Source organism: Niastella yeongjuensis (genome assembly GCF_900110245.1).
GTDB classification, from domain to species: domain Bacteria; phylum Bacteroidota; class Bacteroidia; order Chitinophagales; family Chitinophagaceae; genus Niastella; species Niastella yeongjuensis.
Genome location: NZ_FOCZ01000019.1, coordinates 1 through 25,738, shown reverse-complemented (window position 1 = coordinate 25,738; position 25,738 = coordinate 1). Strand labels below are relative to the sequence as shown.

The 25,738-nt window shown below is 43.0% G+C and carries 22 protein-coding genes and 2 tRNA genes; 13 read left to right on the top strand and 11 right to left on the bottom strand.

Annotation, left to right across the window (positions count from 1 at the left end):
* Nucleotides 1–11 precede the first annotated feature (11 nt).
* The 4 genes from BMX95_RS31105 to BMX95_RS31090 all read left to right on the top strand — a co-directional run bounded on the left by BMX95_RS31105 (nucleotide 12) and on the right by BMX95_RS31090 (nucleotide 4,440).
* On the top strand, nucleotides 12–992 hold the full coding sequence (locus BMX95_RS31105) for a hypothetical protein (protein ID WP_081200803.1): 981 nt from the start codon (nucleotides 12–14) through the stop codon (nucleotides 990–992).
* Nucleotides 993–1,165: 173 nt separating this feature from the next.
* The gene (gene purQ, locus BMX95_RS31100) at nucleotides 1,166–1,870 is read left to right on the top strand and encodes a phosphoribosylformylglycinamidine synthase subunit PurQ (protein WP_081200804.1); all 705 of its coding nucleotides are present in this window, start codon (nucleotides 1,166–1,168) and stop codon (nucleotides 1,868–1,870) included.
* Between the two features lie 68 nt (nucleotides 1,871–1,938).
* Nucleotides 1,939–2,394 carry a protein-disulfide reductase DsbD domain-containing protein gene (locus tag BMX95_RS31095; protein ID WP_081200805.1) on the top strand — a complete coding sequence of 152 codons (456 nt, stop codon included), beginning with the start codon at nucleotides 1,939–1,941 and terminating at the stop codon, nucleotides 2,392–2,394.
* Between the two features lie 87 nt (nucleotides 2,395–2,481).
* Nucleotides 2,482–4,440 carry a protein-disulfide reductase DsbD family protein gene (locus BMX95_RS31090; RefSeq protein WP_081200806.1) on the top strand — a complete coding sequence of 653 codons (1,959 nt, stop codon included), beginning with the start codon at nucleotides 2,482–2,484 and terminating at the stop codon, nucleotides 4,438–4,440.
* 72 nt (nucleotides 4,441–4,512) lie between these two features.
* Here the strand turns inward: BMX95_RS31090 and BMX95_RS31085 are convergent, their stop codons facing one another.
* Together BMX95_RS31085 and BMX95_RS31080 are read right to left on the bottom strand one after the other, a co-directional pair.
* The gene (locus BMX95_RS31085; protein ID WP_133053926.1) at nucleotides 4,513–5,295 is read right to left on the bottom strand and encodes a hypothetical protein; all 783 of its coding nucleotides are present in this window, start codon (nucleotides 5,293–5,295) and stop codon (nucleotides 4,513–4,515) included.
* A gap of 280 nt (nucleotides 5,296–5,575) precedes the next feature.
* Nucleotides 5,576–6,157, bottom strand: coding sequence for an RNA polymerase sigma factor (locus tag BMX95_RS31080; protein WP_014223477.1), 582 nt, complete (start codon nucleotides 6,155–6,157; stop codon nucleotides 5,576–5,578).
* 260 nt (nucleotides 6,158–6,417) lie between these two features.
* On the opposite strand from BMX95_RS31080, the gene uvrA reads away from it, so the two are divergent.
* Complete coding sequence (uvrA, locus tag BMX95_RS31075; protein ID WP_081200808.1) at nucleotides 6,418–9,228, top strand: excinuclease ABC subunit UvrA; 2,811 nt, start codon at nucleotides 6,418–6,420, stop codon at nucleotides 9,226–9,228.
* 175 nt (nucleotides 9,229–9,403) lie between these two features.
* Here the strand turns inward: uvrA and BMX95_RS31070 are convergent, their stop codons facing one another.
* On the bottom strand, nucleotides 9,404–10,303 hold the full coding sequence (locus tag BMX95_RS31070) for a T9SS type A sorting domain-containing protein (RefSeq protein WP_081200809.1): 900 nt from the start codon (nucleotides 10,301–10,303) through the stop codon (nucleotides 9,404–9,406).
* 487 nt (nucleotides 10,304–10,790) lie between these two features.
* On the opposite strand from BMX95_RS31070, the gene BMX95_RS31065 reads away from it, so the two are divergent.
* Nucleotides 10,791–11,282 carry a hypothetical protein gene (locus tag BMX95_RS31065; RefSeq protein WP_081200810.1) on the top strand — a complete coding sequence of 164 codons (492 nt, stop codon included), beginning with the start codon at nucleotides 10,791–10,793 and terminating at the stop codon, nucleotides 11,280–11,282.
* Between the two features lie 23 nt (nucleotides 11,283–11,305).
* On the opposite strand, the gene BMX95_RS31060 is transcribed toward BMX95_RS31065, so the two are convergent.
* A complete protein-coding gene (locus tag BMX95_RS31060) occupies nucleotides 11,306–11,728 on the bottom strand; it encodes a DUF4293 domain-containing protein (RefSeq protein WP_081200811.1) in 423 nt (140 codons plus the stop codon).
* A 119-nt stretch (nucleotides 11,729–11,847) separates the two neighbouring features.
* Nucleotides 11,848–13,128: a serine hydroxymethyltransferase gene (locus BMX95_RS31055; RefSeq protein ID WP_081200812.1), complete on the bottom strand. Its 1,281-nt coding sequence runs from the start codon at nucleotides 13,126–13,128 to the stop codon at nucleotides 11,848–11,850.
* 411 nt (nucleotides 13,129–13,539) lie between these two features.
* Between BMX95_RS31055 and BMX95_RS31050 the strand changes: the two genes are divergently transcribed.
* A complete protein-coding gene (locus tag BMX95_RS31050) occupies nucleotides 13,540–14,538 on the top strand; it encodes a sugar phosphate nucleotidyltransferase (RefSeq protein ID WP_081200813.1) in 999 nt (332 codons plus the stop codon).
* A 163-nt stretch (nucleotides 14,539–14,701) separates the two neighbouring features.
* Complete coding sequence (locus BMX95_RS31045; protein WP_081200814.1) at nucleotides 14,702–15,115, top strand: carboxypeptidase-like regulatory domain-containing protein; 414 nt, start codon at nucleotides 14,702–14,704, stop codon at nucleotides 15,113–15,115.
* 127 nt (nucleotides 15,116–15,242) lie between these two features.
* On the opposite strand, the gene BMX95_RS31040 is transcribed toward BMX95_RS31045, so the two are convergent.
* From BMX95_RS31040 to BMX95_RS31025, 4 genes are all read right to left on the bottom strand, one after another.
* A complete protein-coding gene (locus BMX95_RS31040) occupies nucleotides 15,243–16,148 on the bottom strand; it encodes a hypothetical protein (RefSeq protein ID WP_081200815.1) in 906 nt (301 codons plus the stop codon).
* Nucleotides 16,149–16,258: 110 nt separating this feature from the next.
* On the bottom strand, nucleotides 16,259–16,801 hold the full coding sequence (locus BMX95_RS31035; protein ID WP_081200816.1) for a 2'-5' RNA ligase family protein: 543 nt from the start codon (nucleotides 16,799–16,801) through the stop codon (nucleotides 16,259–16,261).
* Between the two features lie 91 nt (nucleotides 16,802–16,892).
* On the bottom strand, nucleotides 16,893–18,182 hold the full coding sequence (locus tag BMX95_RS31030; protein WP_081200817.1) for an ABC transporter permease: 1,290 nt from the start codon (nucleotides 18,180–18,182) through the stop codon (nucleotides 16,893–16,895).
* A gap of 12 nt (nucleotides 18,183–18,194) precedes the next feature.
* Nucleotides 18,195–19,127: an ABC transporter ATP-binding protein gene (locus tag BMX95_RS31025; protein WP_081200818.1), complete on the bottom strand. Its 933-nt coding sequence runs from the start codon at nucleotides 19,125–19,127 to the stop codon at nucleotides 18,195–18,197.
* Nucleotides 19,128–19,250: 123 nt separating this feature from the next.
* Here BMX95_RS31025 and BMX95_RS31020 point away from each other — a divergent pair, with 123 nt between their 5' ends.
* Entirely contained in the window at nucleotides 19,251–20,249 is a 999-nt protein-coding gene (locus tag BMX95_RS31020; RefSeq protein WP_165758945.1) for a zinc dependent phospholipase C family protein, read from the top strand.
* A 149-nt stretch (nucleotides 20,250–20,398) separates the two neighbouring features.
* Here the strand turns inward: BMX95_RS31020 and BMX95_RS31015 are convergent, their stop codons facing one another.
* Complete coding sequence (locus BMX95_RS31015; protein WP_081200820.1) at nucleotides 20,399–21,973, bottom strand: NAD(P)/FAD-dependent oxidoreductase; 1,575 nt, start codon at nucleotides 21,971–21,973, stop codon at nucleotides 20,399–20,401.
* Between the two features lie 472 nt (nucleotides 21,974–22,445).
* On the opposite strand from BMX95_RS31015, the gene BMX95_RS34740 reads away from it, so the two are divergent.
* The 4 genes from BMX95_RS34740 (at nucleotide 22,446) to BMX95_RS30995 (ending at nucleotide 25,308) form a co-directional block, all read left to right on the top strand.
* Nucleotides 22,446–22,733 carry a hypothetical protein gene (locus BMX95_RS34740; protein WP_133053927.1) on the top strand — a complete coding sequence of 96 codons (288 nt, stop codon included), beginning with the start codon at nucleotides 22,446–22,448 and terminating at the stop codon, nucleotides 22,731–22,733.
* 268 nt (nucleotides 22,734–23,001) lie between these two features.
* On the top strand, nucleotides 23,002–24,435 hold the full coding sequence (gene dnaA / locus BMX95_RS31010) for a chromosomal replication initiator protein DnaA (protein WP_081200821.1): 1,434 nt from the start codon (nucleotides 23,002–23,004) through the stop codon (nucleotides 24,433–24,435).
* Nucleotides 24,436–25,064: 629 nt separating this feature from the next.
* Nucleotides 25,065–25,155, top strand: a tRNA-Ser gene (locus BMX95_RS31000).
* Between the two features lie 79 nt (nucleotides 25,156–25,234).
* Nucleotides 25,235–25,308: transfer RNA gene (locus tag BMX95_RS30995), tRNA-Pro, on the top strand.
* A 112-nt stretch (nucleotides 25,309–25,420) separates the two neighbouring features.
* Here BMX95_RS30995 and BMX95_RS30990 read toward each other — a convergent pair.
* Nucleotides 25,421–25,738, bottom strand: a 318-nt coding sequence (locus BMX95_RS30990) for a transposase (RefSeq protein ID WP_143067625.1), incomplete at its 5' end; no start/stop codon positions are given.

The following is a 25,738-nucleotide window of genomic DNA, read 5'->3' as shown; positions in this document are numbered from 1 at the left end:
TTATTGTTTGAGTGACAGGAATATTCAAGCAAAAAACCTCCAGCAATATTGTGTTATTGCTGGTTTATGGTTTAGTTCTGAAATTTAACTGCTTTCTGCACCCTGCCGGTCCAATACAACAACCGGAAGATCACTTTTTATACAACTGGCTTATAGAGTGGCTAAAGCCCCTGCATATACCAGGGGTATTGTATGTGCTCATCACGTTTTTACTGCTGTATGGCCAGGCGCTTTTATTCAACCGCATTTGTAACGACCAGAAGTTATTACCGCGGCCCAATTACCTGCCGGCCATGGCGCACATGCTCACCACTTCACTTTTTGTGGAGTGGAACTACTTTTCGGCACCCCTGCTGGCCAATACCTTCCTGATCTGGACCTTTTACCGCATGACCACACTGCCCACTATTCAAAAACCGGCGGCAGCCATTTTGGGAATTGGGATACAAATGGGTATTGTTACCTTATTATACAAACCAGCGGTTGTATTTGTGCTGCTGGTATTACTGGCCCTGTTTATTATGCGGCCTTTCCGCCTGCGGGAATGGGCCATCAATGTACTGGGGATCACCATGCCGTATTATTTCCTGGCGCTGGTGTTGTACCTGGGCAATAAATGGGACTGGAACAAGATAAAACCGGTTTTCAACATTGGTTTGCCCGCTATCCCCTCCTCCGTTTACACCACCATCAGTATTACCCTGCTGATTGTGCCGTTTATAATCGGGGGGTATTATGTACAGGCGAACCTCAATAAAATGTATATCCACGTACGTAAAAGCTGGAGCCTGTTGTTGTTGTACCTGATCATGGCCATGCTGATCATTATGGCCGATGGCGGCAATAATTACATCAGCTGGATGCTGTGTTCGGTGCCTATTACGGCCTTTCATGCCGCCGCTTACTATTACATCAATTCCCGCCGCCTGCCCATGATCATTCACTGGATCTTGTTTGGCTATGCGATCTATCTTAATTACTGGCTTATCTAATAGGTTGAAAATTATCGTTTTATAATTGCTGTTTCAGGTTCTGGGTTCCAGGTTTCAAGGAAATTCTTAATATGGCTCCCTGTAACATGTAACTTGAAACCTGTAACCGCAACTTATGTTATCTTTGCACCTTGTTTGTATAAATACCCGCTTAAATCAATAAATACCCGCTAATGAAATTTGGTGTTGTAGTTTTCCCCGGTTCCAATTGCGATCGCGATATGCAGGATGCCTTGCAAAATGATCTGAATCAGGAAGTAATCATGTTATGGCACAAAGAAAAGGACCTCAGCATGTTCACTACAGATGACTGTATTGTACTGCCAGGCGGCTTTTCTTATGGCGATTACCTGCGTACTGGCGCCGTTGCCCGGTTCAGCCCTATTATGCAAAGTGTGATTGAATTTGCCAATAAAGGCGGCAAGGTGCTGGGGGTTTGTAATGGCTTCCAAATATTATGTGAGGCGCATTTGTTGCCCGGCGCGTTATTACGCAATGCCAATCAACAATTTATTTGCAAGAACGTCCACATTAAAGGCGTAGGAGCTGATAAAGCACTGAAAATACCGATCGCCCATGGCGAAGGAAGATATTTTGCCGATGAAGCCACATTAGATAAACTGGAGAAAAACAACCAGGTAATATATCGTTATTGCAATGAAAGTGGCGAAATAACACAACTGAGCAACCCCAATGGTGCCATTCGCAATATTGCCGGAATATGTAATGAAGGACGCAATGTGTTTGGCATGATGCCGCATCCCGAAAGAGCAACGAACGATTCTCTGGGAAATACCGATGGCCGCATTGTTTTAGAGTCATTGATCATTGGAGCGAACGCCGTTGCCAATCAAAAAGCTGCGTTGGTAAATTTTTAGAAAATTATTAAGATATTTTCTTAGACTTTTGGAACAGGTAAACTGTTTTAATAAGTAAACAAAACAACATGAAGGTAACTCTGCTCTCTCTTTTTGTAATGATGATCAGTGCTGTGTCTTTTGCACAGTCAAATACCCAGGTTAAATGGGCGTTTTCAAGCAAGAAAATAGCCGATAAAACATATGAATTGCATGCGACAGCTACTGTCACCGGCAACTGGCATATTTATTCTCAAAATGTAGGAGTAGACGGACCTATTGCTACTTCCTTTACTTTTACCAAAAACCCATTGGTTGCCATGGATGGCACACCAAAAGAAAATGGTAAACTGATAAAGAAGAGCGAAGAAGTATGGGGTGGAGAAGTACGGTATTACGAAAACAAGGTTGAATTTATACAGGTAGTTAAAACAAGATCCGCAGCAAAAACTAATGTGGCTGGTAAAGTGGAGTACATGGTTTGTAACGATGAAAAATGTTTACCGCCATCAGAAACAACTTTTTCTGTTGCCATCGGTGGTTAAAACTGTGTAATGTAAGTTAACAATGATATAAACGGGTTCTTATTGAAAGAACTCGTTTGTTTTTTTAAATCAACCAGTATCTGTTTTATGAAACATTTTCTATGGAGCTTAATAGTGCTGCTTTTTATTAACTCCACTGTGGTTAAGGGACAGGATTCAACTGCTTATCAATGGGAAGTATCCGGTAAAAAAGTACAGGATAAAGTATACGAATTAACTTTCACAACAACCGGCAACCCCAAATGGCAATTATATGGCGTCAATGAGGTGATCAGCGATGTGCCTGCTGCTGAATTGGAGTTGGCCGATTCTTCCATACAAATAACCAGGCCTTTTAAAGAAACAGGCGATAACAAAGCATTCAAAAATCCCATTTTTGACAATGCCTCCTTTAAGATCTACGAAGGAAAAGCCGCATTTACCGCAACGGTAACCTTTACCGGCGATGTGCCGGCGAAGCTGTTGGGTACGTTTCGTTATACTTATGGAAAGGGCGATGAGTTCTATCCGTTAAATGCTTGTGCGTTCTCTGTGCCACTCGAAGGCGGGGTAGCTGCAACCAATGACATCCTGGTAAAATCGTTCGATCTGAAACACCCGGTAAGCGGATGTGGCGACGAGAATACTGGCGGCAAAGGTATGCTGAGCATTTTCTTTCTGGGTATGCTAGGTGGCTTTATAGCCTTATTTACACCCTGTGTGTTCCCGTTGATCCCATTAACGGTATCGTTCTTTACCAAACAATCGAAAGACAAAAAGAAAGGAGTATCCAATGCTATCATGTACGGATTCTCTATTTTCCTGATCTATATTTTACTGAGTATTCCGTTCCATCTGGTAAGCGGTGTAAACCCCGAGATACTCAATAACATCAGTACCAACATCTGGCTGAACATTACCTTCTTTCTCATTTTCGTGTTCTTTGCCATTTCGTTCTTTGGGTATTTTGAGATCGGTTTGCCCAGCGGGCTTGCCAATAAAATTGATTCCAAATCGGGCATGAGCAGCCTGGGCGGCATCTTCTTTATGGCCATGACCCTGGCCATAGTTTCCTTCTCCTGTACTGGCCCCATCCTGGGCTCATTACTGGCTGGTACAGCGGCTGAAGGTGCGTGGCCGTTAACAGTAGGCCTGGCAGGTTTTGGTCTCGCCCTGGCGCTGCCATTTGCTTTATTCGCCATGTTTCCCGGTTGGTTACAATCGTTGCCCAAAGCGGGTGGCTGGTTGGGCAGTGTAAAGGTGGTGTTGGGCTTTTTAGAACTGGCCATGGCCGTGAAGTTTTTATCGAATGCCGACCTGGTAAAACAATGGGGCATACTAAAAAGAGAAGTATTTATCGGCATCTGGGTAATAGTAGGCATTTGTATCGTGTTGTACCTGTTGGGTAAGATCAAATTCCCGCACGACAGCCCGGTTAAAAAGTTCAGCAAAACAAGGATCGCGTTTATTGTTTTGTTTAGTGCTGCCACCCTGTATGTGATACCCGGTTTAACCAATACGCACAGTGCCAACCTGGGACTGATCAGTGGTTTTCCGCCACCGCTTTGCTACAGTCTGTATAAGAACCCGGTGAACTGTGAAAAGGGAATTGAACCCTTGCGAAATGATTACCAGGAAGCATTGGCGCGGGCTAAAAAGGAAAACAAACCTGTATTGATAGACTTTACCGGTTGGGCCTGTGTAAACTGCCGCCGCATGGAAGAGAACGTATGGACCGATGAAAAGGTAGGCGAACTGATAAAGGATAAATTCATCATTGTATCGCTGTATGTAGATGAAAGAAGGACGTTACCTGCTACACAACAGGTTGATTTCACTACCAAAACCGGTTCGCAAAAGAAGATCATTACGGTGGGGGACAAATGGGCTACTTTTCAGTCAGAAAATTTTGATGCAGTAGCACAACCGCAGTATGCGATCATCAGCCCCGATCAGAAAATACTGACAAAAACAAAAGGCTATACCCCCAGTGCCAAGGAATTTGCGCAGTGGCTGGAGTGTGGTGTAGATGCCTATAAAAAAGGGCAGGGAACTGCTTCTAAATAAGCTGTAAAGCAATTAAATGAATAACCCTCCTGAATTTATTCGGGAGGGTTATTCATTTATAAAGACGTTTTATTAATTACATTCCCAAAAATAATTGCGGGTAGCACTGGGCAGCTGGTTTTGATCTTTGTAAGTTAAACTTTGTACTAACCTGCCTGAATCCAGTTTATAAGTAAGGTAGGTGCTGCCGCCTTTTTTGAACATGTTTTTGTTGAAGTAAAAAAACTCAAATCCAAAAAGTAGTGGTTGATCAAACAGATCGATCAAAGCCAGGTCGGCATTCAGATTAGGTATGGTGTCAAACTCAAAGGTACTTTTGCCCCTTGAAACACCACCTCTAAAAGTTTCACTGGAAACGATATTGCCGTTTTGTGACGTGTAACGGTACTCTGTAGTGTCTAGCGGGGTACCACTGGTGCCGGATAATCTGAATGCTACGCACTTTTCGGGCAGGATAGAAGTGCCGTTATACACATACCTCATCCTCATTGGGTCATAGCTGCTGTGGTTTATTTCACTCAGCAAACCATTGCTGGTATACGAAAACGTTGTTCCATAAGCGGAGCCGGGCGTTGAAATTTTTACCAGCTTTCCCGAATCGTTATACGTTATTAATGAGGTGTCAATGCGGCGGTAGCCGGCGTAGGATCCGGTGACCATATATAGTTTTCCTGCGGCATCATAGTAAAAATTAAAGGTGGTGTCATTCACGGCACCATTGTTCGTTCCCTGGATCATTTTTACCAGGCGGCATTTCTTAACCGGATCAGTGGGAGGATCAATCGGTGAGTCTTTGTCGTTACAGGAAATGACGAATAAGAGCAGTACGAAACCGTACAAAATGTTTGTTGGCATAAAGGTTTGATTTGATGTAGTTGTCTGATTCCCTTTTTTGCCAATCCCAATATACAAAAAATAACACCCCGCTCAGCCTGAGCGGGGTGTTTAATTAGGCGTCATTCTGTTCCAGCCTTCCGGCAAGCAAGCAATTCAGGAAATGGGCCCGGATGGAGGGCCAGAATGACAATATTTTTACTTTTTCGAATCGTTATCTCAAATCTAAGCAGCTTGTTCCGTTCCCTAATCAGAAAATGCTGTTAAATTTTTTTCTGAAGTACCCAAAAGTAAAAAAGTCCTACAAAGCGATCTTTTTTTGTAACATCATTTTGCGGAGGTTAATCAGGCCATAACGCATTCTGCCTAATGCAGTATTGATGCTGCAATTGGTCAGGGCTGCGATCTCTTTGAAGCTCAGATCGGCATAATGACGTAAAATGATCACTTCGCGTTGATCATCCGGTAACAGATCAAGCATTTGACGAACGCGGTCATAACTTTGACGCTTCATCATTTTTTGATCCGCACCGTCTTCTGTGAAATTGATCACCTCGAAGATATCCCTGTCGTCGCTGGTTTTGATAGCAGGGGTACGTTTTACCTTACGGAAATGATCAACACACAAGTTGTGAGCAATACGCATTGCCCAGGGAAGAAACTTTCCTTCCTCTGTGTAACGACCTCCACGAATAGTGTCAATGATCTTGATAAGCACATCCTGGAAAATATCTTCGGCGAGATATTTGTCCTTAACGAGGAATAAAATGGAAGTGTACATCTTTTCCTTGTGGCGGAGAATGAGTGTCTCAAGAGCATACAGATCTCCATCCTGGAAGTCCTGGATTAACTCATGATCGGTCTTTTTACGTAGTGAACTCATAACTTCTACGGTTTTTTGAAGGTGATAGGATATTTATTAAATGGATTTTTATATATGAATGGCTTTTCTGAGTAGAAGTGTCCTGCTGATAGGCGGTGTGTGTTTAGTTTTCGTTTCGTTGTACAAATTACCAACTAAAGATAGAGACTTTTTCGAAAAAAGCAAACTTTAAGCAATTTTTAGATTTTTTTACCCAATAACCGCTAAAGAAACTATTTACGAAAAGCGCTGTTATATAATAAATTTGTATCCTTAATATTATGGCAACATCAACAAAGGCTAATACATTAGCAAGTCCTGTGCCTAAGTCCTCTGATAACATTTTCATAAAGGGGGCCAGGGTACATAACTTAAAAAACATTTCGGTAGAGATTCCGCGGAACAAGTTTATCGTAGTTACCGGTGTTTCTGGATCGGGAAAGTCCTCACTTACCATAGACACTTTGTTTGCTGAAGGGCAAAGAAGGTATGCAGAATCCCTTAGTGCTTATGCGCGCCAGTTCATGGCGCGTATGGTAAAACCCGATGTGGATTTTATCAAGGGTTTATGCCCGGCAATTGCGATAGAACAAAAGGTAATTACACGTACCCCACGCAGTACCGTGGGAAGTATGACAGAAATTTATGATTACTTGCGGCTACTGTTCGCCCGTACAGGTAAAACCATTTCCCCTGTTTCAGGCCGTGAGGTAAAAAAAGACGACGTCAACGATGTTATTGACGCAATTGCCAAACGGCCGGCCGGCGATAAGGTCCTTATTCTGATCCCTTTCAAACAGCATAAGAACCGAAAACCGCTGGAAGAGCTGAACATCCTCTTGCAAAAAGGATTTTCCCGCTTATACAATGGCGAAATACTGCGCATCGAAGAGCTGATCGACGCGGCCAACGAAAAAGGTTCCGGTCCCAAACTCACCGGTGATACCTATGTGCTGATTGACCGGCTGGTGGTAAAGGATTTCGATGAGGACGATCGGCATCGCATGGCCGATTCCATTGGCACCGCTTTTTATGAAGGCGAAGGCGAACTGATGCTGGAAGTGAATGGCAAAACCAAACTCCAGTTCAGCAACCGGTTCGAACTGGATGGCATGCTGTTCGAAGAACCCGTTCCCAACCTGTTCTCCTTTAATAACCCGTTTGGCGCCTGTCCTACCTGTGAAGGCTTTAGCCAGGTGCTGGGTATCGATGAGGACCTGGTGATCCCCGACAGAAGGTTAAGCGTATACGAAGGCGCTGTTGCGCCCTGGAAAGGGGAGAAACTGGGGGCCTGGAAAGACCAGTTCATCCGCGGCGCCCGCAAATTCGACTTTCCGGTACATAAAGCTGTTATGGAGCTTTCCAAAGCCCAATTCAAAATACTGTGGGAAGGCAATGAATTTGTAAACGGGATCAACGATTTCTTTAAAGAAGTAGAACAGAATCTGTACAAGGTACAATACCGGGTTTTATTATCCCGTTACCGCGGCCGTACTGAATGCCCCGATTGTCATGGCTATCGCCTGCGTAAGGAAGCATTGTATGTAAAAGTAGGTGGCATGCATATTGGCGAGCTGTGCGAAATGCCGGTAAGAGACCTGGCCGTATGGTTTGCCGAACTGCAGTTAAGCGAGTACGATAAACAGGTAGGTAAGCGTATTTTAATTGAAATAAACCACCGGTTGAAAACCCTGCTGGATGTAGGGTTGGGTTATTTGACCCTCAACCGCCTGGCCAACTCCCTGAGTGGTGGCGAAAGCCAGCGTATTCAGCTGACCCGGTCGTTGGGCAGCAACCTGACTAACTCTTTGTATATACTCGATGAACCCTCTATCGGTTTGCACTCACGCGATACCGAAAGACTGATAAAGGTGTTAAAAGAACTGCGCGATCTGGGCAATACGGTAGTAGTGGTTGAACACGATGAAATGATGATGCGCGAAGCCGATTACATCATCGACATGGGACCACTGGCTTCACACCTGGGTGGTGAAGTGGTAGCCCAGGGTGATTATGACGCCATTATCAAAAACGATAAAAGTCTTACGGGCAAGTACCTGCGCGGCGATCTTAAGATTGAAGTGCCCCGCACCGTACGTAAATGGAACCGGTCGGTGAACATAGAAGGAGCCATGCAGAACAACCTGAAAGGCGTGGATGTAACCTTTCCATTGAACCTGTTGTGTGTGGTAAGCGGCGTAAGCGGCAGTGGTAAAACCACCCTGGTAAAACAGATCCTTTACCCCGGCTTAAAAAAGATAAAAGGCGAACCGGTTGATAAAACGGGCTTGCATAAAGCCATTACCGGCGATATAGATTATATCTCACAGATAGAACTGGTAGATCAGAACCCGATCGGTAAATCGAGCCGCAGTAACCCGGTAACCTACATCAAAGCCTGGGACGAAGTGCGGGACCTGTTTGCCAAACAACCGCTGAGCAAAATACGTGGTTTTCAACCCAAACATTTTTCGTTTAATGTTGACGGTGGCCGTTGCGATACCTGTAAAGGCGAAGGCGAACAAATTGTTGAAATGCAGTTCCTGGCCGATGTGCACCTTACCTGCGAAGTATGCGGTGGCAAGAAGTTCAAGGAAGAAGTACTGGAAGTGACCTATAAAGAAAAGAGCGTGTACGATGTGCTGGAAATGAGTGTAGATGAATCGCTGGAATTCTTTAAAGATGAAAAAGACATCATCAATAGAATAAAACCCCTGAGTGATGTGGGCCTGGGTTATATTAAACTGGGCCAGTCGTCAGATACCCTGTCGGGTGGTGAAGCGCAACGCGTAAAGCTGGCTTCCTTCCTGGGTAAGGGACGCGGGCAGGGGCATATCTTATTCATCTTTGATGAACCCACTACCGGTTTGCATTTTCATGATATTAAAAAGCTGCTCACCAGTTTCAATGCGTTGATAGAACAGGGACATTCCATTCTGGTAATTGAGCACAATACTGATGTGATCAAAAGCGCCGACTGGATCATAGACCTGGGCCCCGAAGCGGGTGATGGTGGCGGACAGATCGTATATGCCGGTGTGCCGGAAGGATTGAAGAAAGTGAAGGAAAGTTATACGGGGAAATTTTTGTAGTGAGTGGTGAGTTGTCAGTTGTGAGTTAGTTCAAAAAATTTCGGTATTCGCCAACTTTGCAGGCACTCTAAAGCTCAGCCTCCCACTCACAACTCACCACTCACCACTAAAAAAGCTGTTCCGGCTACCGGAACAGCTTTTTTTATAACACAGTGTTACTTGCGGTAACTATACCTTATTGTTTGCTCAGCTTGAACGTTTGATCCTTGATCTTAATGATGTACAAACCTCTGGGGGCATTGTCATCGATTGCGATGGCGTTGGCGCCCACAATGCGATAATCGACGCGCTGGCCAGTAATACTGAATACTTTAATGTTGTTGGTAGTAAGGTCAGCAGAAGTAGCGCCGATCAGCTGTATTTCGCTGGTGAATGGGTTCGGGAACACTTTGGTAACCACGCCAGCGCCTTTTTTGCTGTTCACATACACCGTTTTTGAATATTCAGATCTGCCATCCTGATCCACCAGCTTAAGGCGATAGAAATAAGCGCCGCTACCAGGAAGTGGGTCATTGAATGAGTATTTAACGGTTTGTACAGAAGTTCCGGCAGCGGTTACTGTACCCACCTTTACAAAGTTCTTTCCATCAGCGCTTCTTTCTACTTCATATCTGAAACTGTTTTCTTCCAGGGAAGAAGACCAGGCGATCGTAGCTTCAGTTTCAGTGCTTAAACGACCGGTGAAAGAAGATAATTTGATGGGGAGGGAAGCTGGAGGCGGAAGATTCGTAACCACACATTGCTTAAAAACACCACCCTCGAACCACTCTATTTGAACTTTTCCAATACTCTCAAAATTGTATTCAAAGGTTCCGCCGGTTGTTGTTCCGGTAACATCAGCAGTCAAAGTGGTATTAATATTATGTGGAGGTCTTATGCTGGGAATGGGTTTGTTAAAAACATCAATCACAGTTAATATGGCAGTACCGTTGTCGCCAACAGGGGCAAAGGCAACAAACAATTTAGTGTAAGTGCCATAATTGTAAGGTTGTACATAAAGTCCCGCCGGACATTGAGCGTTTGTAGTAGCGGCATAAGTAACCAATGCCAAAATCAAGAGGTAAAACTTTTTCATACATACATTTATTTGGTTCAGAAAATAGAATACAAAGCCTTGCCGCAGTTTGTAAAAACGTACGGATTACAGTTAGCGACTTACCTCGTGTAAGACCGCAAAGGCTTTAGACAGGAGTGGAATAATTAGGGAGTAACAAAACCAAAACTGGTGGGATATACACAGGATCTGGACTAAATACAAAAAAGTTTCAACTAGGGAAATACAACAGGTAGGAAATTCTAACAGATATTGGAGTATGGCTACTACGTCAAGGGGAATGAAATCTAAAGGTCTTCTTTTCCTTTATTTTAATAGGGGGTGGATATGGTGGCTAAGGTAATAATAAAAATCAGATTTCAAAATCATTTGTAAGATTAAATTGTGATTGTGAGCGCGTTGAGGTATTTACGAGGGAGGGTAGCCGATTTTCACCATGCCCCTTTGTAGCCTTTTAACACAATGAACACATTTGGAATGCTTACATTGCAAAAACTATAGCAGTTGAATGTATAAATTTATAATTTCTTTACTACTGATAATCACTTCTGTAAGCGCGCACTCACAGGAAATAGCTGTACAGCAGTTGATCGGCATGCTCGACTGGACCCCGGTTGGGATAGATACCACTCTTAAGAAGGACGGGTACCTGTTGATGCAAAAGGATGTTGATTCAACCAGTTCGTTATTTCAGTATTCCTGGTTCGATAAGCAGGAAGATGGCAAAGCGGTTGTACGATCGTTTATTTATGCCGATGCGGCCGTCAGAAACCTGAAAAGCCGGTTGATCACCTATCGCACCTATAAAAAAGAAGAATACCAGGAAATAGCTGCCTGGCTGCTGGCCAATAACTATCACAGCACGGCGAAATTCGATTTCAAGGAAGCCCAGCATACCTTATACAGCAATGGCACCTTTACCATCAGGGTAAAAGTGATCACCACCGCATTGAAAGATGGGAGGAAGTTTATTGCATATGAATTGGAACTGGGGAAGTAAGACAGTGAGTAACTGACAACTCACTATCTAAGCCTGTCCAGACTCTTTACCAGTTTCTCATCCCTGCGAATTCCCCTGATTGCAAAGAACAACAGAATGGGAACAAAGAGGGCGCATACAGCAGTAAGGGTCAAATTGCCCTGATCCGGAACAAACTTTTTTATTTCAATAAAGAACAGACCCAGGTTGAGGATAGATACTAACAGAGTCAGTAAAACGATACGGAGTTGCTTCTTTCTGTTTTTGTATAAGAAGATTGCGATCAGCGAAGCGATGCCTACACCTGCAGTTAAGATCAATAAAAGCAGATTACTTTCCGCAGTTAATTTAACCTGTTGGGTTTGATTTCCTACGATCATAGGCCCGCTGTAAAAGGGGACCTTCAAACTGCAAAAAGCGGCTGCGGCAGCCAAAAGTAACCAAATTGACTGTAGACGTTGGATCATGGGTTAATGTTTGTGAGTAGTGAATACGCTAAGTGAGTTGTGTGTGGTGAGTAAGCTCGCGAAAAATCAGATTGCTAAAAATTCGGGAACCTACTCACCACTGACCACTCACCACTGACCTATCCCAATTCAGGATATAACGGGAACTGTTTCATGAAGGCATATACATCATTCTTAACAGTTGTGATGGTAGCTTCATTATCAGTATCCATTAATACTTTATCGATCATGCTTACTACTGTTTCCATATGTCCTTCGTTCATACCACGGGTAGTAATCGCAGGAACACCAACGCGGATACCACTGGTAACGAATGGGCTCTTATCATCGAAAGGCACTGCATTTTTGTTAAGTGTAATGTGTGCTTTATCGAGGGTTTCCTGGGCTTTTTTACCGGTGATGTTTTTGTTACGCAGGTCAATCAGCATTAAATGGTTATCGGTACCATTGCTAATGAGGTTATAACCGCGTTTAACAAAAGAGGCGGCCATAGCCTGGGCATTCTTAATGATCTGCTCGCCATAGGCTTTGAACTCATCGGTGAGGATTTCACCAAAAGCTACTGCTTTGGCAGCGATCACATGCTCCAGCGGTCCGCCCTGCATACCAGGGAAAACGGCCAGGTCAAGGCAGGAGCTCATAGAGCGGATATTGCCTTTAGGGTCTTTAATACCCAGTGGGTTATCGAAATCATGACGCAGCATGATGATACCGCCACGGGGACCGCGTAATGTTTTATGGGTAGTTGAGGTTACAATATGACAATGATCAAAAGGATCGTTGAGCAAACCTTTAGCAATTAAACCTGCGGGGTGGGCAATATCGGCCATTACCAGGGCGCCAATTTCATCGGCTACCGCCCGGATGCGTTTATAATCCCAGTCGCGGCTGTAGGCAGAAGCGCCACAAATAATCATTTTTGGTTTTTCCTTTCTGGCGATGGACTCCAGCTGGTCATAGTCAACCAAACCGGTTTCTTTACTCACCCCGTACGACAGCGCCTGGTAGTTTTTACCGCTGAAGTTGGCGGGGCTGCCATGGGTAAGGTGACCACCCATGCTCAGATCCAGACCCAGGATCTTGTCGCCTGGTTTTAAACAGGCTAAGAATACGGCCACATTTGCCTGGGCGCCTGCATGGGGCTGCACATTGGCCCAACTGGCATTGAAAACCTTTTTCAGGCGCTCAATAGCCAGCGTTTCAATTTCATCTACCACTTCACAACCACCATAATAGCGTTTGCCGGGATAGCCTTCCGCATATTTGTTGGTTGGTACAGTGCCCATGGCCTGCATTACCTGGTATGATGTAAAATTTTCTGAAGCAATGAGTTCTATTCCATTTCTTTGACGTTCCAATTCTTTCTTGAGAAGGTCAAAAACAAGCGTGTCTTTTTGCATGGCGCAAATATACAGCGGTTTGGGGAGTTAACGGAGTTGAAAAGTTGACCCGCCTATGCCAAGGCTTGTGCCTTCACTAAAGCTTAGGCAGCACGCAGTCGGGGGCAAAGCAGGTTGACAGGGTTGATATTGTTGATAAAGGAGGATTTTCTGCTTTGTCCGCCGAAGCTTTAGCGTAGGAGGACCCTTTCCAAAGGGTTAAGCTTAGGGCATCTTTTATGCTAACAAACGCTGGTAAAATAATTTTTACTATTTTCACGGCTTTGAAAAAAAACAAACCACTTGTTTTTCAAGTTATAACAGTGCTTGGCGGCCTAGTAAAAAAAGAAAGCAGAAGTTCAATAAATAAGCATGGATGTTCTTCGTCTGCCAACTGGTAGACGGAATGGCTGAAAAGCAAATATTTTTCAAATGAAAGCAATCATTCCCGTAGCAGGTGCAGGCACAAAACTGCGACCACATACGTATACTCAACCAAAGGCACTTATACCCCTTGCCGGCAAAACTATCCTCAGCATTACTGTTGACCAGTTGCGCGATGCGGGTATCAGTGAATTTGTTTTTATAGTAGGGTACCTGGGCGATAAAATACAGGACTACGTAAAAGAGAAATATCCCGAATTGAAAGCCTGGTTCGTTACCCAGAGCGAACGTCACGGTATTGGCCATGCCATTCAATTGACCAAAGACATCGTGGGCGATGATGAAATGTTCATCGTGCTGGGTGATACCATCTGCGAATATGATGTAAAGGAACTGCTCGATATGCCCTGCTCTGCCCTGGGCGTAAAACGGGTTGATGATCCCCGCGATTTCGGGGTGGCCGAACTGGGTGAAGATGGGTACATTTCCCGCGTGGTTGAAAAACCACAGATCCCCAAATCGAACCTGGCCCTCGTAGGTATTTACCGCATCAAAGAAACGTCTTTCCTGTTCAATTGTCTGGAAAGCAATATCATGAACCAGGTTATGAGCCGCGGCGAATTCAGCATAACGGATGCCCTGGAATGCATGATCCAGAATGGCGCCCGGTTTCAGCCATTCAAGGTGCAGAACTGGTTCGATTGTGGCAAGAAGGATACCTTACTGGAGTCGAATGCCACTTTGCTAAAAAAGTTTGGCGGGATTATTTCACCCGAGCACAATTTTGAAAATACCATCATTATCCCCCCTGTAAGCGTGGCCGAAGGCTGCGATATCAAAAACTCCATAGTGGGGCCTAATGTAACCATTGGCGAAAAAACCACCATCAATTATTCGATAATTAAAGATTCTATTATAGGCTCATTTGCAGACCTCTACGATATTGTATTAACCAATTCACTCATTGGCAGCGATACCGAAGTAAAAGGGGAGAGCCGCAGTTTAAATATTGGCGATAATACCGAAATAGATCTGGGCGAATCCTGATAAAATATTTCGGCGAAAAAACCAACTTATCTGGGTAAAATTTGAGTATCTTCAAGCAGGGAATGCAACATAATGTACGCACCTGGTGTCTTTATGTTTGGTCCTGGTTGAAAACTTATGGCAGCTGATGTTTGGTTTGCCAACCTTTTAAACACTAATTTTTATGAGAGGTAAAAAGAATTACCTGTTATTAGCAGCGTTATTGCCTCTTTCTCTGCTAACCAAAGCTAACGGCGATAACGGTCTTCGTAAATCGACTGAACCGGTATTACAGGGCTGCGTAGCTGATGCATATACCAAAAAACCAGTACAAGGCGTAACGGTATCAATTTCCACTTCAAAAGGCAAGGAGATGAAAGAATTCACTACCGATGCATTGGGCAACTTTAAAGTGCCGCAAATGCCCGTAGGTGAGGTGATCATTATCCTGGAGAAGAAAGGTTATAAAACTACCCGCCGTGAGGGGATCATAATTAAAGAAGGTGTTTCCCTGAAAATGAGCTTCGATCTTACCAACCTGCCACTGGAAGATGAGGGCGATGTGTTCCACCCTTTCTTCCGGATGATGGAAGGATAATTTAGAATAAACTAACTAAAAATAAAAAGAGGCTATCCGCAACGGCGGATGGCCTCTTTTCTTTTTACGATCAGTTGATGGGGGGTAAAAGCCTCCCGGAGAACCGGGAGGCGAAATGAGAAAATCACTAGTCTAAATGCGTATCCGAACGTTCCTGATGGTTGATTTTCATTTTACCACCTTGTTTTTTTATGGCTATATTCTTTTTCTTAAAGTACTTGCTGTATTTATCAGTTACTGATTGTGGTTGTTTCTTATCATTGATAAACAGGTCGCTCGATTTATACTCGATGCTGTAATCTTCTTTAGTGTTCAGTAAACCGTCTTTCTCCATTTCGTAGATCAATTCCTGGTATCCTTTCATTTCTTCCCTGGCTTTGTCAACTTCTTCCCGGGCTTTGTCCATATCTTTTTTGAAATCGAATTTCTGGTTGCGGAGTTCTTCTTTTACCCGGTCCATTTCTTTTTTGGCGTTGTCGAGTTCTTTCTGAACATCGTCTTTGCTACGCCGTTGGGCTTCTTTCAACTCCTGTTTCCATTCCTCATTTCTGAGTGCATTCTCCACTTCTCTTCTGGCCTTTTCAATCTCCCGTTTTAGATCTTCTTTGTTAACCTGATCAATGTTCTGTTGAATTTTATCGAAGTCTATCCTGCGAAGCGATTCTTCCACCTCGCGGTGCATCTTCTCCACATCTATGCGTTTCACAGCTTCATCAACCTGTTGTTGTATTTTATCGAAATCTATTTTATAGATCGTTTCTTCCACCTGCTTTGAGATCTGTTCCCAGTCCCTGTCTTTCATTTGTTCCAGCTTCTCTTTGGCATCATCCAGCTGGCGTAACTCTTTATCCAGGTCGCGATCATTGGCATCTTCCCTGGTAATTTTATTTCTTTTTTGGGTGGGAATGGTATCGGTGTTATGGTTAAAAATGCTCTGTTCCTTTTGCGGGCCGCCGGTAAAAGCCAGTAACGTAACTACACTGGTTACCAGCGCCAGCGAACCCCAGCGGATAAGCGGTTGATTCAATTTCATGGTTGTTTACTTTTAAAGATTGACTAATTACGACATCTTTCGTATAAATATACGATGGATTTCGTAAAATGTTGCATGGGGTGAAAATATTTTAAGGGGTAAAATCTTTTTTAACGTTTAAAGCCAAATGGAAATGACCGGGCTATTTCCCATACCTGACCGTTATGACGCAGCAGGGCAATGGTGTTGGCAGTAAAGGATGTTTCATAGTTGAGGTGTTGAAAATACTGCCAGGCCTCAGGGAAATCTTCTTTACGGAGGCCGCGGTTGGCAATGGTAACGTGCGGGTGAAAGGGGCGTTCTTCTTTTTTGATGAGAAAGCGGTTGTTTTGCAAAAGTGTAGTTTCAAGAGCTGTTTTCAATTCATTCAATGCGACGCCGGGCATTACATCTACATATATTACCCGCGGTTTAAAGGCCGCGAAGTTTTTCAAGTGAACGGAAAAGCCCTGTTGTTGGGCTGCAAACGGGAGTAATAGTTCCTGCATAGCAGGCTCCAGATTTTCAGGCATATCGAAAGGAGAAATGAGCGTAATATGTGCCGGCGATTTCAAGGCCACTTTACACAAGAACCGGTCACGCATGTAGTGTTTCCAGTGCAATACCTGTTGGTTTATGTTATCGGGAGCTACTATGGCTATGAAGTGAAGCATATGGATACAAAGTTATTAGGTTCCTGCGTTTTAAAACCAACGAACCTAACAACTAAATAACCCAATAACTTCAATAACATAATAACCTGCACTAGCTTTTTCGGAAAGTCCATTTAATCATTTCCTTCCAGGTAACTTTCTTCCCATACATTAATATGCCGGTGCGATAAATTTTAGCTGTTACCCAGGTAAAGAACAGAATGCCCAGCACTAACAATAGCATAGACGCAATGATCTGGCTCACGGGCACATTGTACATTATCCTGCCCATCATCACCACAGGCGATGTAAGCGGAAATAAGCTGCCAAAAATCACCAGTGGTGAATTGGGGTCAGACATGCCTTTGGACATAATGACGAAGCCAAGGACGATTGGCATCATTACCGGAAACACAAATTGCTGAGCTTCGCTTTGATCTTCACTTACCACACTGCCAATAGCTGCAAACAATGAGGCATACAACAAATAACCGCCCAGAAAATAAAAGATAAAGCAGGAGATAATTAAAGCCCAGGGTAATGACCCTAAGCCGGTGTTAATGGTAGTCATCATGCCTCCGCTTTCTGCCATACCTGGTGTTGTTCCTATGGAGTCAAGGCCCGGAATGTGCAGTACATATCGTAAAGTAACAATCAATGTAATCCAGATGGCGAACTGGGTAAGTCCTACGGCGCCTATGCCAATGATCTTTCCCATCATTAATTGAAATGGTTTTACCGAACTAACCATTACTTCAGCAATACGGCTTATCTTTTCTTCCATCACTCCCCGCATTACCATGGTGCCGTAAATCAACATTATGACGTAGATAAGCATGCCACAAGCGAATGAAACGGTTTGTGCAACAATGGCAACGTTTTTCTTTTCTTCCTTTCCATTCAACACTTTGTTTTCAATGGAAACATCCGATTGAATGGAACGGTACTGTTCACGCGGAATATTAGCCGATTGCAGCCTTTTTAATTCAACAGCATTATCGATCGTTCTTTCTATCTTTCTTTTTTGACTTAACCCCAGCGGCGATGGACTGAAAAGTTGAATATTGCTGGTGCTTTTTGTAACATCCATAGGCGGGATATATAAAAGGTAATCATAGCCTTTACTTTTATAATTGCCTTTGAACGTTTCGAGTGATTGGTCGGTGATAATTATATATTTCGATTCATCTCCCTTGGAATTTTCAATATTGGAACTAAAAAATCCGGCCTGGTCAATCACTGCTACCGTATTTTTGTCGTGTCCCCCACTTACACTAATAGCAAATATGACGGCATAAAAGCCAATGATGACAAGGGGGATCAGTATAGTCGTAAATACAAATGATTTTTTCTTAACCCGTACCAGGTATTCACGTTGTATAACAAGTAAGATCTTGTTCATGACAATATCGTATTAAGCAGTTACTGTTTGAAATTGCCGGGTGAGTGGAGTGCCCTCTACCAGTTTTATAAATATGTCGCTCAGGGAAGGCAATATTTCCTGAAAGGAGTTGATGCCCACCTCCTGCTGAAGGAAAAAATGCAGCACATCGTTTGACCTGAACCCTTCGTTTATTTTCAGGATCAGTTGTTGCTCTTTTTTGTTGATGATCTCAAAAGCAGGAGAATTTATTTGACCGGGTTGGCTGTCGAGCCCAATGGAAAAGATGGCTTCTTTGAATTGTTGCTTAACGCCGTTCACCGACCCATCGAGTATTTTTTGTCCTTTATTTACAAGAATAATATGGTCGCATATTTCTTCCACCTGCTCCATTCGGTGCGTACTGAAAATAATGCTGGCACCATTTTGCGCAAGCATATATATTTCTTCCTTAATAAGATTGCTGTTCACCGGGTCGAGCCCGCTAAACGGTTCATCGAGGATGATGAGTTTGGGATCGTTCAAAACAGTGGTAACAAACTGCAGTTTTTGTTGCATGCCCTTGCTCAGGTCTTCCACTTTCTTGTTCCACCAGCTTTGCATTTCAAATTTTATGAACCAGTGTTTCACCCGTTCCATAGCGGTTGCTTTGCTTAGGCCTTTCAACTGCGCCAGGTAAATGGCCTGGTCACCGATCTTCATTTTTTTGTACAGGCCTTTTTCTTCGGGCATATAACCTATATAGGCATTGTCCTTGTCGGGGTTGAACAGTTGCCCATCGAAGGTGATCTCGCCTTCGTCGGGGTACAGGATCCCGGTTACCATTCTGAGGAGCGTTGTTTTGCCGGCACCGTTTGGGCCTAACAAACCAAAGATGCTGCCCGGAGCAAGGGAGAAACTGATATCATCTACCGCTTTTTGCGAAGTATAATATTTTTTGAGATGTTTAACGTCCAGTCTGTTCATGTATGCGAGCTTTTGAGGGAAGTCTGATACTTAAGATAACGAAACAGTTAATTAGTAGCAAAAAAATCATAATTGTTACATACGCATCCTATATTTATGCAATTTCATTACAAAAAAAGCAGCATGAAACGACTGATAGTAATAGGTAGTGTGTTAATAGCGACATTTATTATATGTAGCAGCTGGGGATTTCTGGGTCATCGGACCATTCATCAGCTGGCAGTTTATGAGTTGCCACCTTCGATGCGTATGTTCTTCCACCATAATTTAAATGAGATGGTGAAGCAATCGGTACGGCCCGATCAGCGGCGGAACCAGGACAAGGAAGAAGCACCCAAACATTACATTGACCTGGAGTTGTATGGTGATTCTGCTGCCTGGAAAATGCCCCTGAAGTGGGAAGATGCCCTGAAGAAGTACGGGAAGGACAGTTTAAACCATTGCGGTTATGTACCTTATTATGTGATCACCATGAAAGATCGGCTTACCGCCGCCTTTAAAAGTGGAAATAAAGACAGCATGCTGTTTTACGCCATTGACCTGGGCCATTATATAAGCGATGCGCATGTGCCTTTGCATGTATCGGAGAATTATGACGGGCAATTGACAGGACAAAAAGGATTGCACAGTTTATGGGAGTCTATGATCCCCGAGTTGGAAATACAACAATACGATTTGCGCAGCAAACACAAGGCGCATTACCTGAAGCATCCTGAAAGAAATATCTGGAAAGCGATCCGCCAGTCGCAAAAATTACTGCATGATATATTTGAACAGGAGAAAGAAGTAAGCAAATCATTTACAGAAGGAGAGAAGTACCGGGTGCAAATGCGTTACGGCAAGGAGAGTAAAAGTTATACGTCTGCCTTTGCCAAAGCATATAGCGCCAGACTGGGGAAAACCATCAATCAACGATTGATCAGTTCTGCCAACCTGGTCGCAGATTTCTGGTACACAAGCTGGATGGATGCCGGTTGTCCTAATTTGAACAAGGAATTTCAATCAGCAGATTTCGATAAGGAAAAAGAGGAACTGAAAACGGAATATGAGGCGTTCAGGAAAAACAAATTGTTAGAGAAAAAATTATTAATATCAAGACAAGGCTACGATAAAGAAGATTAGTTGGTATTGGGGAATTGGGGAGTAAAATCAACAAAAGATTATAAGTTATTTAGTTTAGAAGTTATTGGGTTCTTAAAAAGCAATTAAAGAACTCAATAACTTACAAACGAACAGCAGTTATCTGAATCAATTGTTAATATAACAACACATCAGGCTTCCAAAAGGGCAGCAATATTCTCCGCAACGCGCTCTCCATCCATTGCCGCGCTTACAATACCACCGGCATAACCAGCGCCTTCAGCACAAGGGAAAAGCATTTTTATTTGCGGGTGTTGTGTTGTTTCTGCATCGCGGGGAATGCGAACGGGCGAAGAGGTCCTTGACTCCGTAGCCACCAGAACTGCTTCATTGGTAAAATACCCTCTCATTTTTTTCCCGAATTCAATAAAGGCTTGTTGCAGGGATGAATAAACAAAAGGCGGCAGCACTTCCTTCAATGGAGCTGAAGAAATACCAGGTAAATAAGAACAATCAGGTAAGGAGGTAGAATTTTTCCCTTGCGTAAAATCAACCATACGTTGGGCAGGCGCTACAAATTTACCGCCACCGTATTGAAAGGCTTTACGTTCAACAGCTTGTTGAAAATACATGCCTGATAATGGAGATGGTTTCTTTTGGAATTGTATAAAATCTTTTACCTCAACAGCCGTAACAATTCCCGAATTGGCAAAGGGATTATTCCGTTTACTGGGCGACCAGCCATTCACAACCAGTTCACCATCACTGGTGGATGCGGGTGCAATGATCCCTCCGGGGCACATGCAAAAAGAAAAAACACCTCTGTCGTTTACCTGCTGCACCAGGCTGTAAGAGGCAGGTGGTAATAAATCGTCGCGGTGTTTACCAGGGGCGCAGTGATATTGTATGGTGTCGATTATGCTTTGCGGGTGTTCTACACGAACGCCGAGTGCAAAGGGCTTTGCTTCAATTAAAATATTTTTACTATGAAGCAATTCAAAAATATCTCTGGCCGAGTGTCCGGTAGCCAGGATCACCGCATTGGCATGGAAGGAATCGCCAGTGGCGGTTTTAACACCATAAATGCTGTTATCCTTTATTAAGAGGTCTGTTACTTTTTGTTCAAATAGAAAAATACCGCCACAGGCAAGTATCTGTTCTCTTATAGCAGTAATGATCTCGGGTAATTTATTGGTACCAATGTGTGGATGTGCTTCATACAGGATCTTTTCCTGAGCGCCAAATTGAACCAGTATATTTAAGATACGCTCCACATCGCCACGTTTGGTGCTACGTGTATATAATTTACCATCGCTATATGTACCGGCGCCACCTTCACCAAAACAGTAATTGCTTTCGGGGTTTACTGTGCCTTGTTTATTGAGTGCGGCCAGGTCTCTGCGGCGGGCGCGTACATCTTTACCTCTTTCAAGAAGAATTGGTTTAATACCCTGTTCAATCAGTTTCAGTGCAGCAAACAAACCTGCAGGGCCGGCGCCTACAATGATCACTTGTTGCGAGGCGGTTGCAACATCCTGCAGTAAAAGTTTTTTAACACTTCGCTGGATGAATGGTTCGTTTATAAATGCAGTGATCGTCAACATGATCCATGCCTGACGGCCTCTAGCATCAATAGATCTTTTAACAATCTGGAAACCGGTAATGGCAGTTACTGACAGTCCTAAACTTTTCGCAGCGTATTGCTGTATTATAGATTCGTTGGCAGCTTCAGCAGGAAGAAGCTTTAAAGTGATTCGTTGTTGCATAGTGTTAGGTAGTTAACCTAAAAATTATTTCCTGCAAAGGTAATACCTTACGATTCACAAAAGTGTTCCACGAACTATTAGAACCGAATTAGAGAAAGATTTCTATTTATGGGAATTGCTAATGCAATACAGCTATTTAGCTTTTGTAATGGTGAAAGTGAAGGTTTATTTGTTATGTTTTGTAGTAGCAGGAGATAATTATTTATAAATGAACAGGGAGTATAAAATTATACCGCTAAGTGTTATTGCTTTTATAAAATACCTGAATACCTTGGGGCACTTTAAGCTTACAAGCGTTATTGGATATTGGTACTTTTATAGCTAATGCAGTAAAAAGTTAATCTATAACTTTTTTCCAGTTAATGCAATGGTGTCGCTGGTTTTTTATTTTGAATCAAGAAATAAAAAAAAGAGGATTAATATTTCCTGCATTTCAAATTATTTGTACCTTCAATAGCATCCAATAAATAATATGAAGAAAGAATTGTTTGATATCACTGCGTTGTTGTCTTTCTTCTTTAGTATTTCCTGCAAAACCAACACTATAAAATCCGTTCAATGTAAACCAGGAGCTTCACGGTATCGGTCGGCAGGCCCGCACAAAAAAATTTCCCGGGCATATATTAAGTTAATGAGCGCTGCTAATACTAGTAGTGTCGCAAAAGTACGCAGTACTGGTTGTGAGTTATTGAATAAATGGAGTGCTGCTTTTTGCGAAACGTCACTTGTATTAGCCAGTGTTCACTGGTTGGAACAGTAACTAAAATCTGCGCATAATAATTGCATGGGATAGTTATTGAACGGAATTATTTTGACAGTAAAAAATAAAATAAAATAATAAGTCAGGCCAAGTGTAGAATTGTCAAAAACTAGTGAATAAAAAATTTTTTTTTCAGAAGAAAAATTTGATATTCGTCGCCCTTTTTAAGTTTCTGAGATTCCCCAACTGTCCTGTGAAGTCAGAATAATGTGCGCAATTAAAGATGAATAGCAACTTAACTCAACATAAAAAAACTGCTTCTAGTATAATGGCTAAGACGTCCGAAAAAGTTTGGAGTAACTGTTTGGAAATAATAAAGGATATTGTTGAGTGGCAACATTTCAAAACCTGGTTTGAGCCAATTAAACCAGTAGAGCTGAGAGACAATATACTTATCATTCAGGTTCCGAGTCAATTCTTTTACGAATACCTGGAAGAGCATTATGTAAATCTGTTGGCGAAAACATTAAGAAGGGTTTTGGGTAAGGAAGCCAGATTAGAATATCGGATAATGGTTGATAGTGGTAATCACAATAACAAACCGCTAACTATGGATGTTCCTACACACGGCTACAAAACTTTTTCAAGTAATGAGATGGATTTTCCACTCATTATAAATAATCCGGTTAAGAACCCTTTTGTAATTCCGGGGTTGAAAAAAATGCAGATTGATCCGCAGCTCAATCCCATTTATACATTTGAGAACTTTATTGAAGGTGATAGTAATCGTGTGGCCCGCAGGGCAGGAAAAACCGTTGCGGAAAAACCAGGCGCCAGCTCGTTTAATCCCTTAGTAATATATGGTAGTGTTGGTTTGGGAAAAACCCACCTGGCACAGAGTATAGGTAATGATACAAAGCGGCTGCATCCAAACAAAGTGGTGTTGTATGTGAGCTCTGAAAAATTCATTAACCAGTTTCAGGACCATAGCCGTAATAATGCCATCAATGACTTTATACATTTCTATCAACTGATAGATGTGTTAATAATAGACGACGTTCAGTTCTTTAACCGGGCTGAGAAATCGCAGGATGCTTTTTTTGCCATCTTTAACCACTTACATCAAAGTGGCAAGCAATTGATCTTGACTTCCGATAAACCACCCAAAGACCTGGAAGGGGTTCAGGAAAGGTTGTTAAGCCGGTTCCGTTGGGGGTTAAGTGCAGACCTGCAGGTGCCCGACTATGAAACCCGAATCGAAATTCTGGAGCGGAAGATGAAGAATGACGGGTTGGAAATGCCCAAAGAAGTAGTTAAGTATCTGGCTTATAATATCAACAGCAATGTACGGGAACTGGAGGGTGCTTTGATCTCATTATTGGCACAATCTTCGCTTAACAAGCGGGAAATAGACCTAGACTTGGCAAAAAGAGTCCTCCGTAATTTCGTGAAAACTAGCAGCAAAGAAATCACTATCGAAACCATCCAGAAAATGGTATGCGAATATTTCGATGTGCCTTACGACAAACTGCTACAAAAAACCCGTAAGCGTGAAATTGTTCAGGCCCGGCAAATTACTATGTACCTGGCCAAAGCATTCACCAAAAACTCATTAAAGACCATTGGGGAGCATTTCGGTGGTCGGGATCACACAACAGTTATCCACTCCTGCCAAACGGTAAAAGACCTGATGGACACCGATAGCACATTCCGCGAGAGCGTAATGGAATTACAGCAAAAGGTGCAACTGGCCGCCATGTAGAAAAATAGTTTTCAAAATTTATATATCGAATCCTTCCCGGCCAGCCGGGAGGGATTTTTTGTTTTGGGGCATTTCCCAGGTCTTCAAACAGTTGAAAGGTAACTGTTTAGTCTGCTTCTGAGGAATGTCTGAGACAATACCCGGTTTAAAGATGACTTAACAAGGACATGGCAGGGACCTAACAAGGACATAACAGGGACCCGAAAGGAATTTTATCCTTGTCAGGTCCTGGTTATCTCTTCGGTTGGGGCCTGACTGCCGCGCCTTGGGCCATAAAATGCTTGTGTTTTACTGGCCAGTTCACTATTCATTTAATGCAAAAAGAGATAAGGAGGAGCTTCCTGTGGCGAACCAGAGGAGGATTTGAAGAGATGCGGCGCTTATTGAAACTAACCTTGGGGAAAGGACTGGGTACCGGTAAAATGGCTTCACTTCTACATCTTGATACCGTCGTAAATAATTTTTGTAAATACTTCAAACAAAGTGACTTTGCCAAAAATGAATCTGGACGCTACTTTCAGCCGGTTTATTAACCTAGTTCTGAAAAAAAATAAAACATTTTTGAGATTTCTCTATGTAATTGATTTTTATTTGAAAGAATACTCTTAATTTTGCCTCCCGCTGGAAAAGGAGAGGTGCCTGAGTGGCCGAAAGGGCCGGTTTGCTAAACCGTTGTACGAGCTTAAACTTGTACCGAGGGTTCGAATCCCTCCCTCTCCGCGAAAGGCCGCCAAAGCGAAAGCTGAAGCGGAGATTTTTACCTCAATCTTGGTAGGTTGGTAACAACCAGAAAGATGCTCGGGAGGTAGTTCAGCCCGGTAGAATACGTGGTTTGGGACCACGGGGTCGCAGGTTCGAATCCTGTCCTCCCGACGAGCAAATAAGCCCATTTCGGTTTAACCGGGATGGGTTTTTTATTTGGTAAGAGGCATTCGCGATGGCGCGGAAAAGATGGATCAAGTCAAATAGTTGGGGGATTAGGTTTTTACGCATAGATTTTCTGGAGCCTGAATAAGAAGAAGTTAATGTCTCTTACCCCTCTGGCAGAAGCCCTAAAAGATTTGATTTTTGCATTAAAAGATTCAGCCGAAGCATTGGTGCTTCTGTTATTAAAGTAATTCAAGATACTTGGGTGGTGTGTTTCGATGGATCTATAAACGGTCCTAAAAGATTCAATACCCGCTTCTTCTATTTCATTGAACCATAAAGCCAGTTTTTTAAACGCCTCTTCTTTGCACTTGCAGGAGTTGAAGATGATAGTCAGTCTCATTGATAAATCATAGGCCTTCTTGATTGGCGGATA

Coding starts and splice junctions, on each gene's coding strand:
- BMX95_RS34740 (WP_133053927.1), top strand. CDS start 22,446: ATGAAGAAAGAATTGTTTGATATCACTGCGTTGTTGTCTTTCTTCTTT.
- purQ (WP_081200804.1), top strand. CDS start 1,166: ATGAAATTTGGTGTTGTAGTTTTCCCCGGTTCCAATTGCGATCGCGAT.
- BMX95_RS31065 (WP_081200810.1), top strand. CDS start 10,791: ATGTATAAATTTATAATTTCTTTACTACTGATAATCACTTCTGTAAGC.
- BMX95_RS31045 (WP_081200814.1), top strand. CDS start 14,702: ATGAGAGGTAAAAAGAATTACCTGTTATTAGCAGCGTTATTGCCTCTT.
- BMX95_RS31085 (WP_133053926.1), bottom strand. CDS start 5,295: ATGCCAACAAACATTTTGTACGGTTTCGTACTGCTCTTATTCGTCATT.
- BMX95_RS31025 (WP_081200818.1), bottom strand. CDS start 19,127: ATGAACAGACTGGACGTTAAACATCTCAAAAAATATTATACTTCGCAA.
- BMX95_RS31030 (WP_081200817.1), bottom strand. CDS start 18,182: ATGAACAAGATCTTACTTGTTATACAACGTGAATACCTGGTACGGGTT.
- BMX95_RS31055 (WP_081200812.1), bottom strand. CDS start 13,128: ATGCAAAAAGACACGCTTGTTTTTGACCTTCTCAAGAAAGAATTGGAA.
- BMX95_RS31080 (WP_014223477.1), bottom strand. CDS start 6,157: ATGAGTTCACTACGTAAAAAGACCGATCATGAGTTAATCCAGGACTTC.
- BMX95_RS31090 (WP_081200806.1), top strand. CDS start 2,482: ATGAAACATTTTCTATGGAGCTTAATAGTGCTGCTTTTTATTAACTCC.
- BMX95_RS31050 (WP_081200813.1), top strand. CDS start 13,540: ATGAAAGCAATCATTCCCGTAGCAGGTGCAGGCACAAAACTGCGACCA.
- BMX95_RS31040 (WP_081200815.1), bottom strand. CDS start 16,148: ATGAAATTGAATCAACCGCTTATCCGCTGGGGTTCGCTGGCGCTGGTA.
- BMX95_RS31015 (WP_081200820.1), bottom strand. CDS start 21,973: ATGCAACAACGAATCACTTTAAAGCTTCTTCCTGCTGAAGCTGCCAAC.
- BMX95_RS31035 (WP_081200816.1), bottom strand. CDS start 16,801: ATGCTTCACTTCATAGCCATAGTAGCTCCCGATAACATAAACCAACAG.
- BMX95_RS31060 (WP_081200811.1), bottom strand. CDS start 11,728: ATGATCCAACGTCTACAGTCAATTTGGTTACTTTTGGCTGCCGCAGCC.
- dnaA (WP_081200821.1), top strand. CDS start 23,002: ATGGCTAAGACGTCCGAAAAAGTTTGGAGTAACTGTTTGGAAATAATA.
- BMX95_RS31095 (WP_081200805.1), top strand. CDS start 1,939: ATGAAGGTAACTCTGCTCTCTCTTTTTGTAATGATGATCAGTGCTGTG.
- BMX95_RS31070 (WP_081200809.1), bottom strand. CDS start 10,303: ATGAAAAAGTTTTACCTCTTGATTTTGGCATTGGTTACTTATGCCGCT.
- uvrA (WP_081200808.1), top strand. CDS start 6,418: ATGGCAACATCAACAAAGGCTAATACATTAGCAAGTCCTGTGCCTAAG.
- BMX95_RS31020 (WP_165758945.1), top strand. CDS start 19,251: ATGAAACGACTGATAGTAATAGGTAGTGTGTTAATAGCGACATTTATT.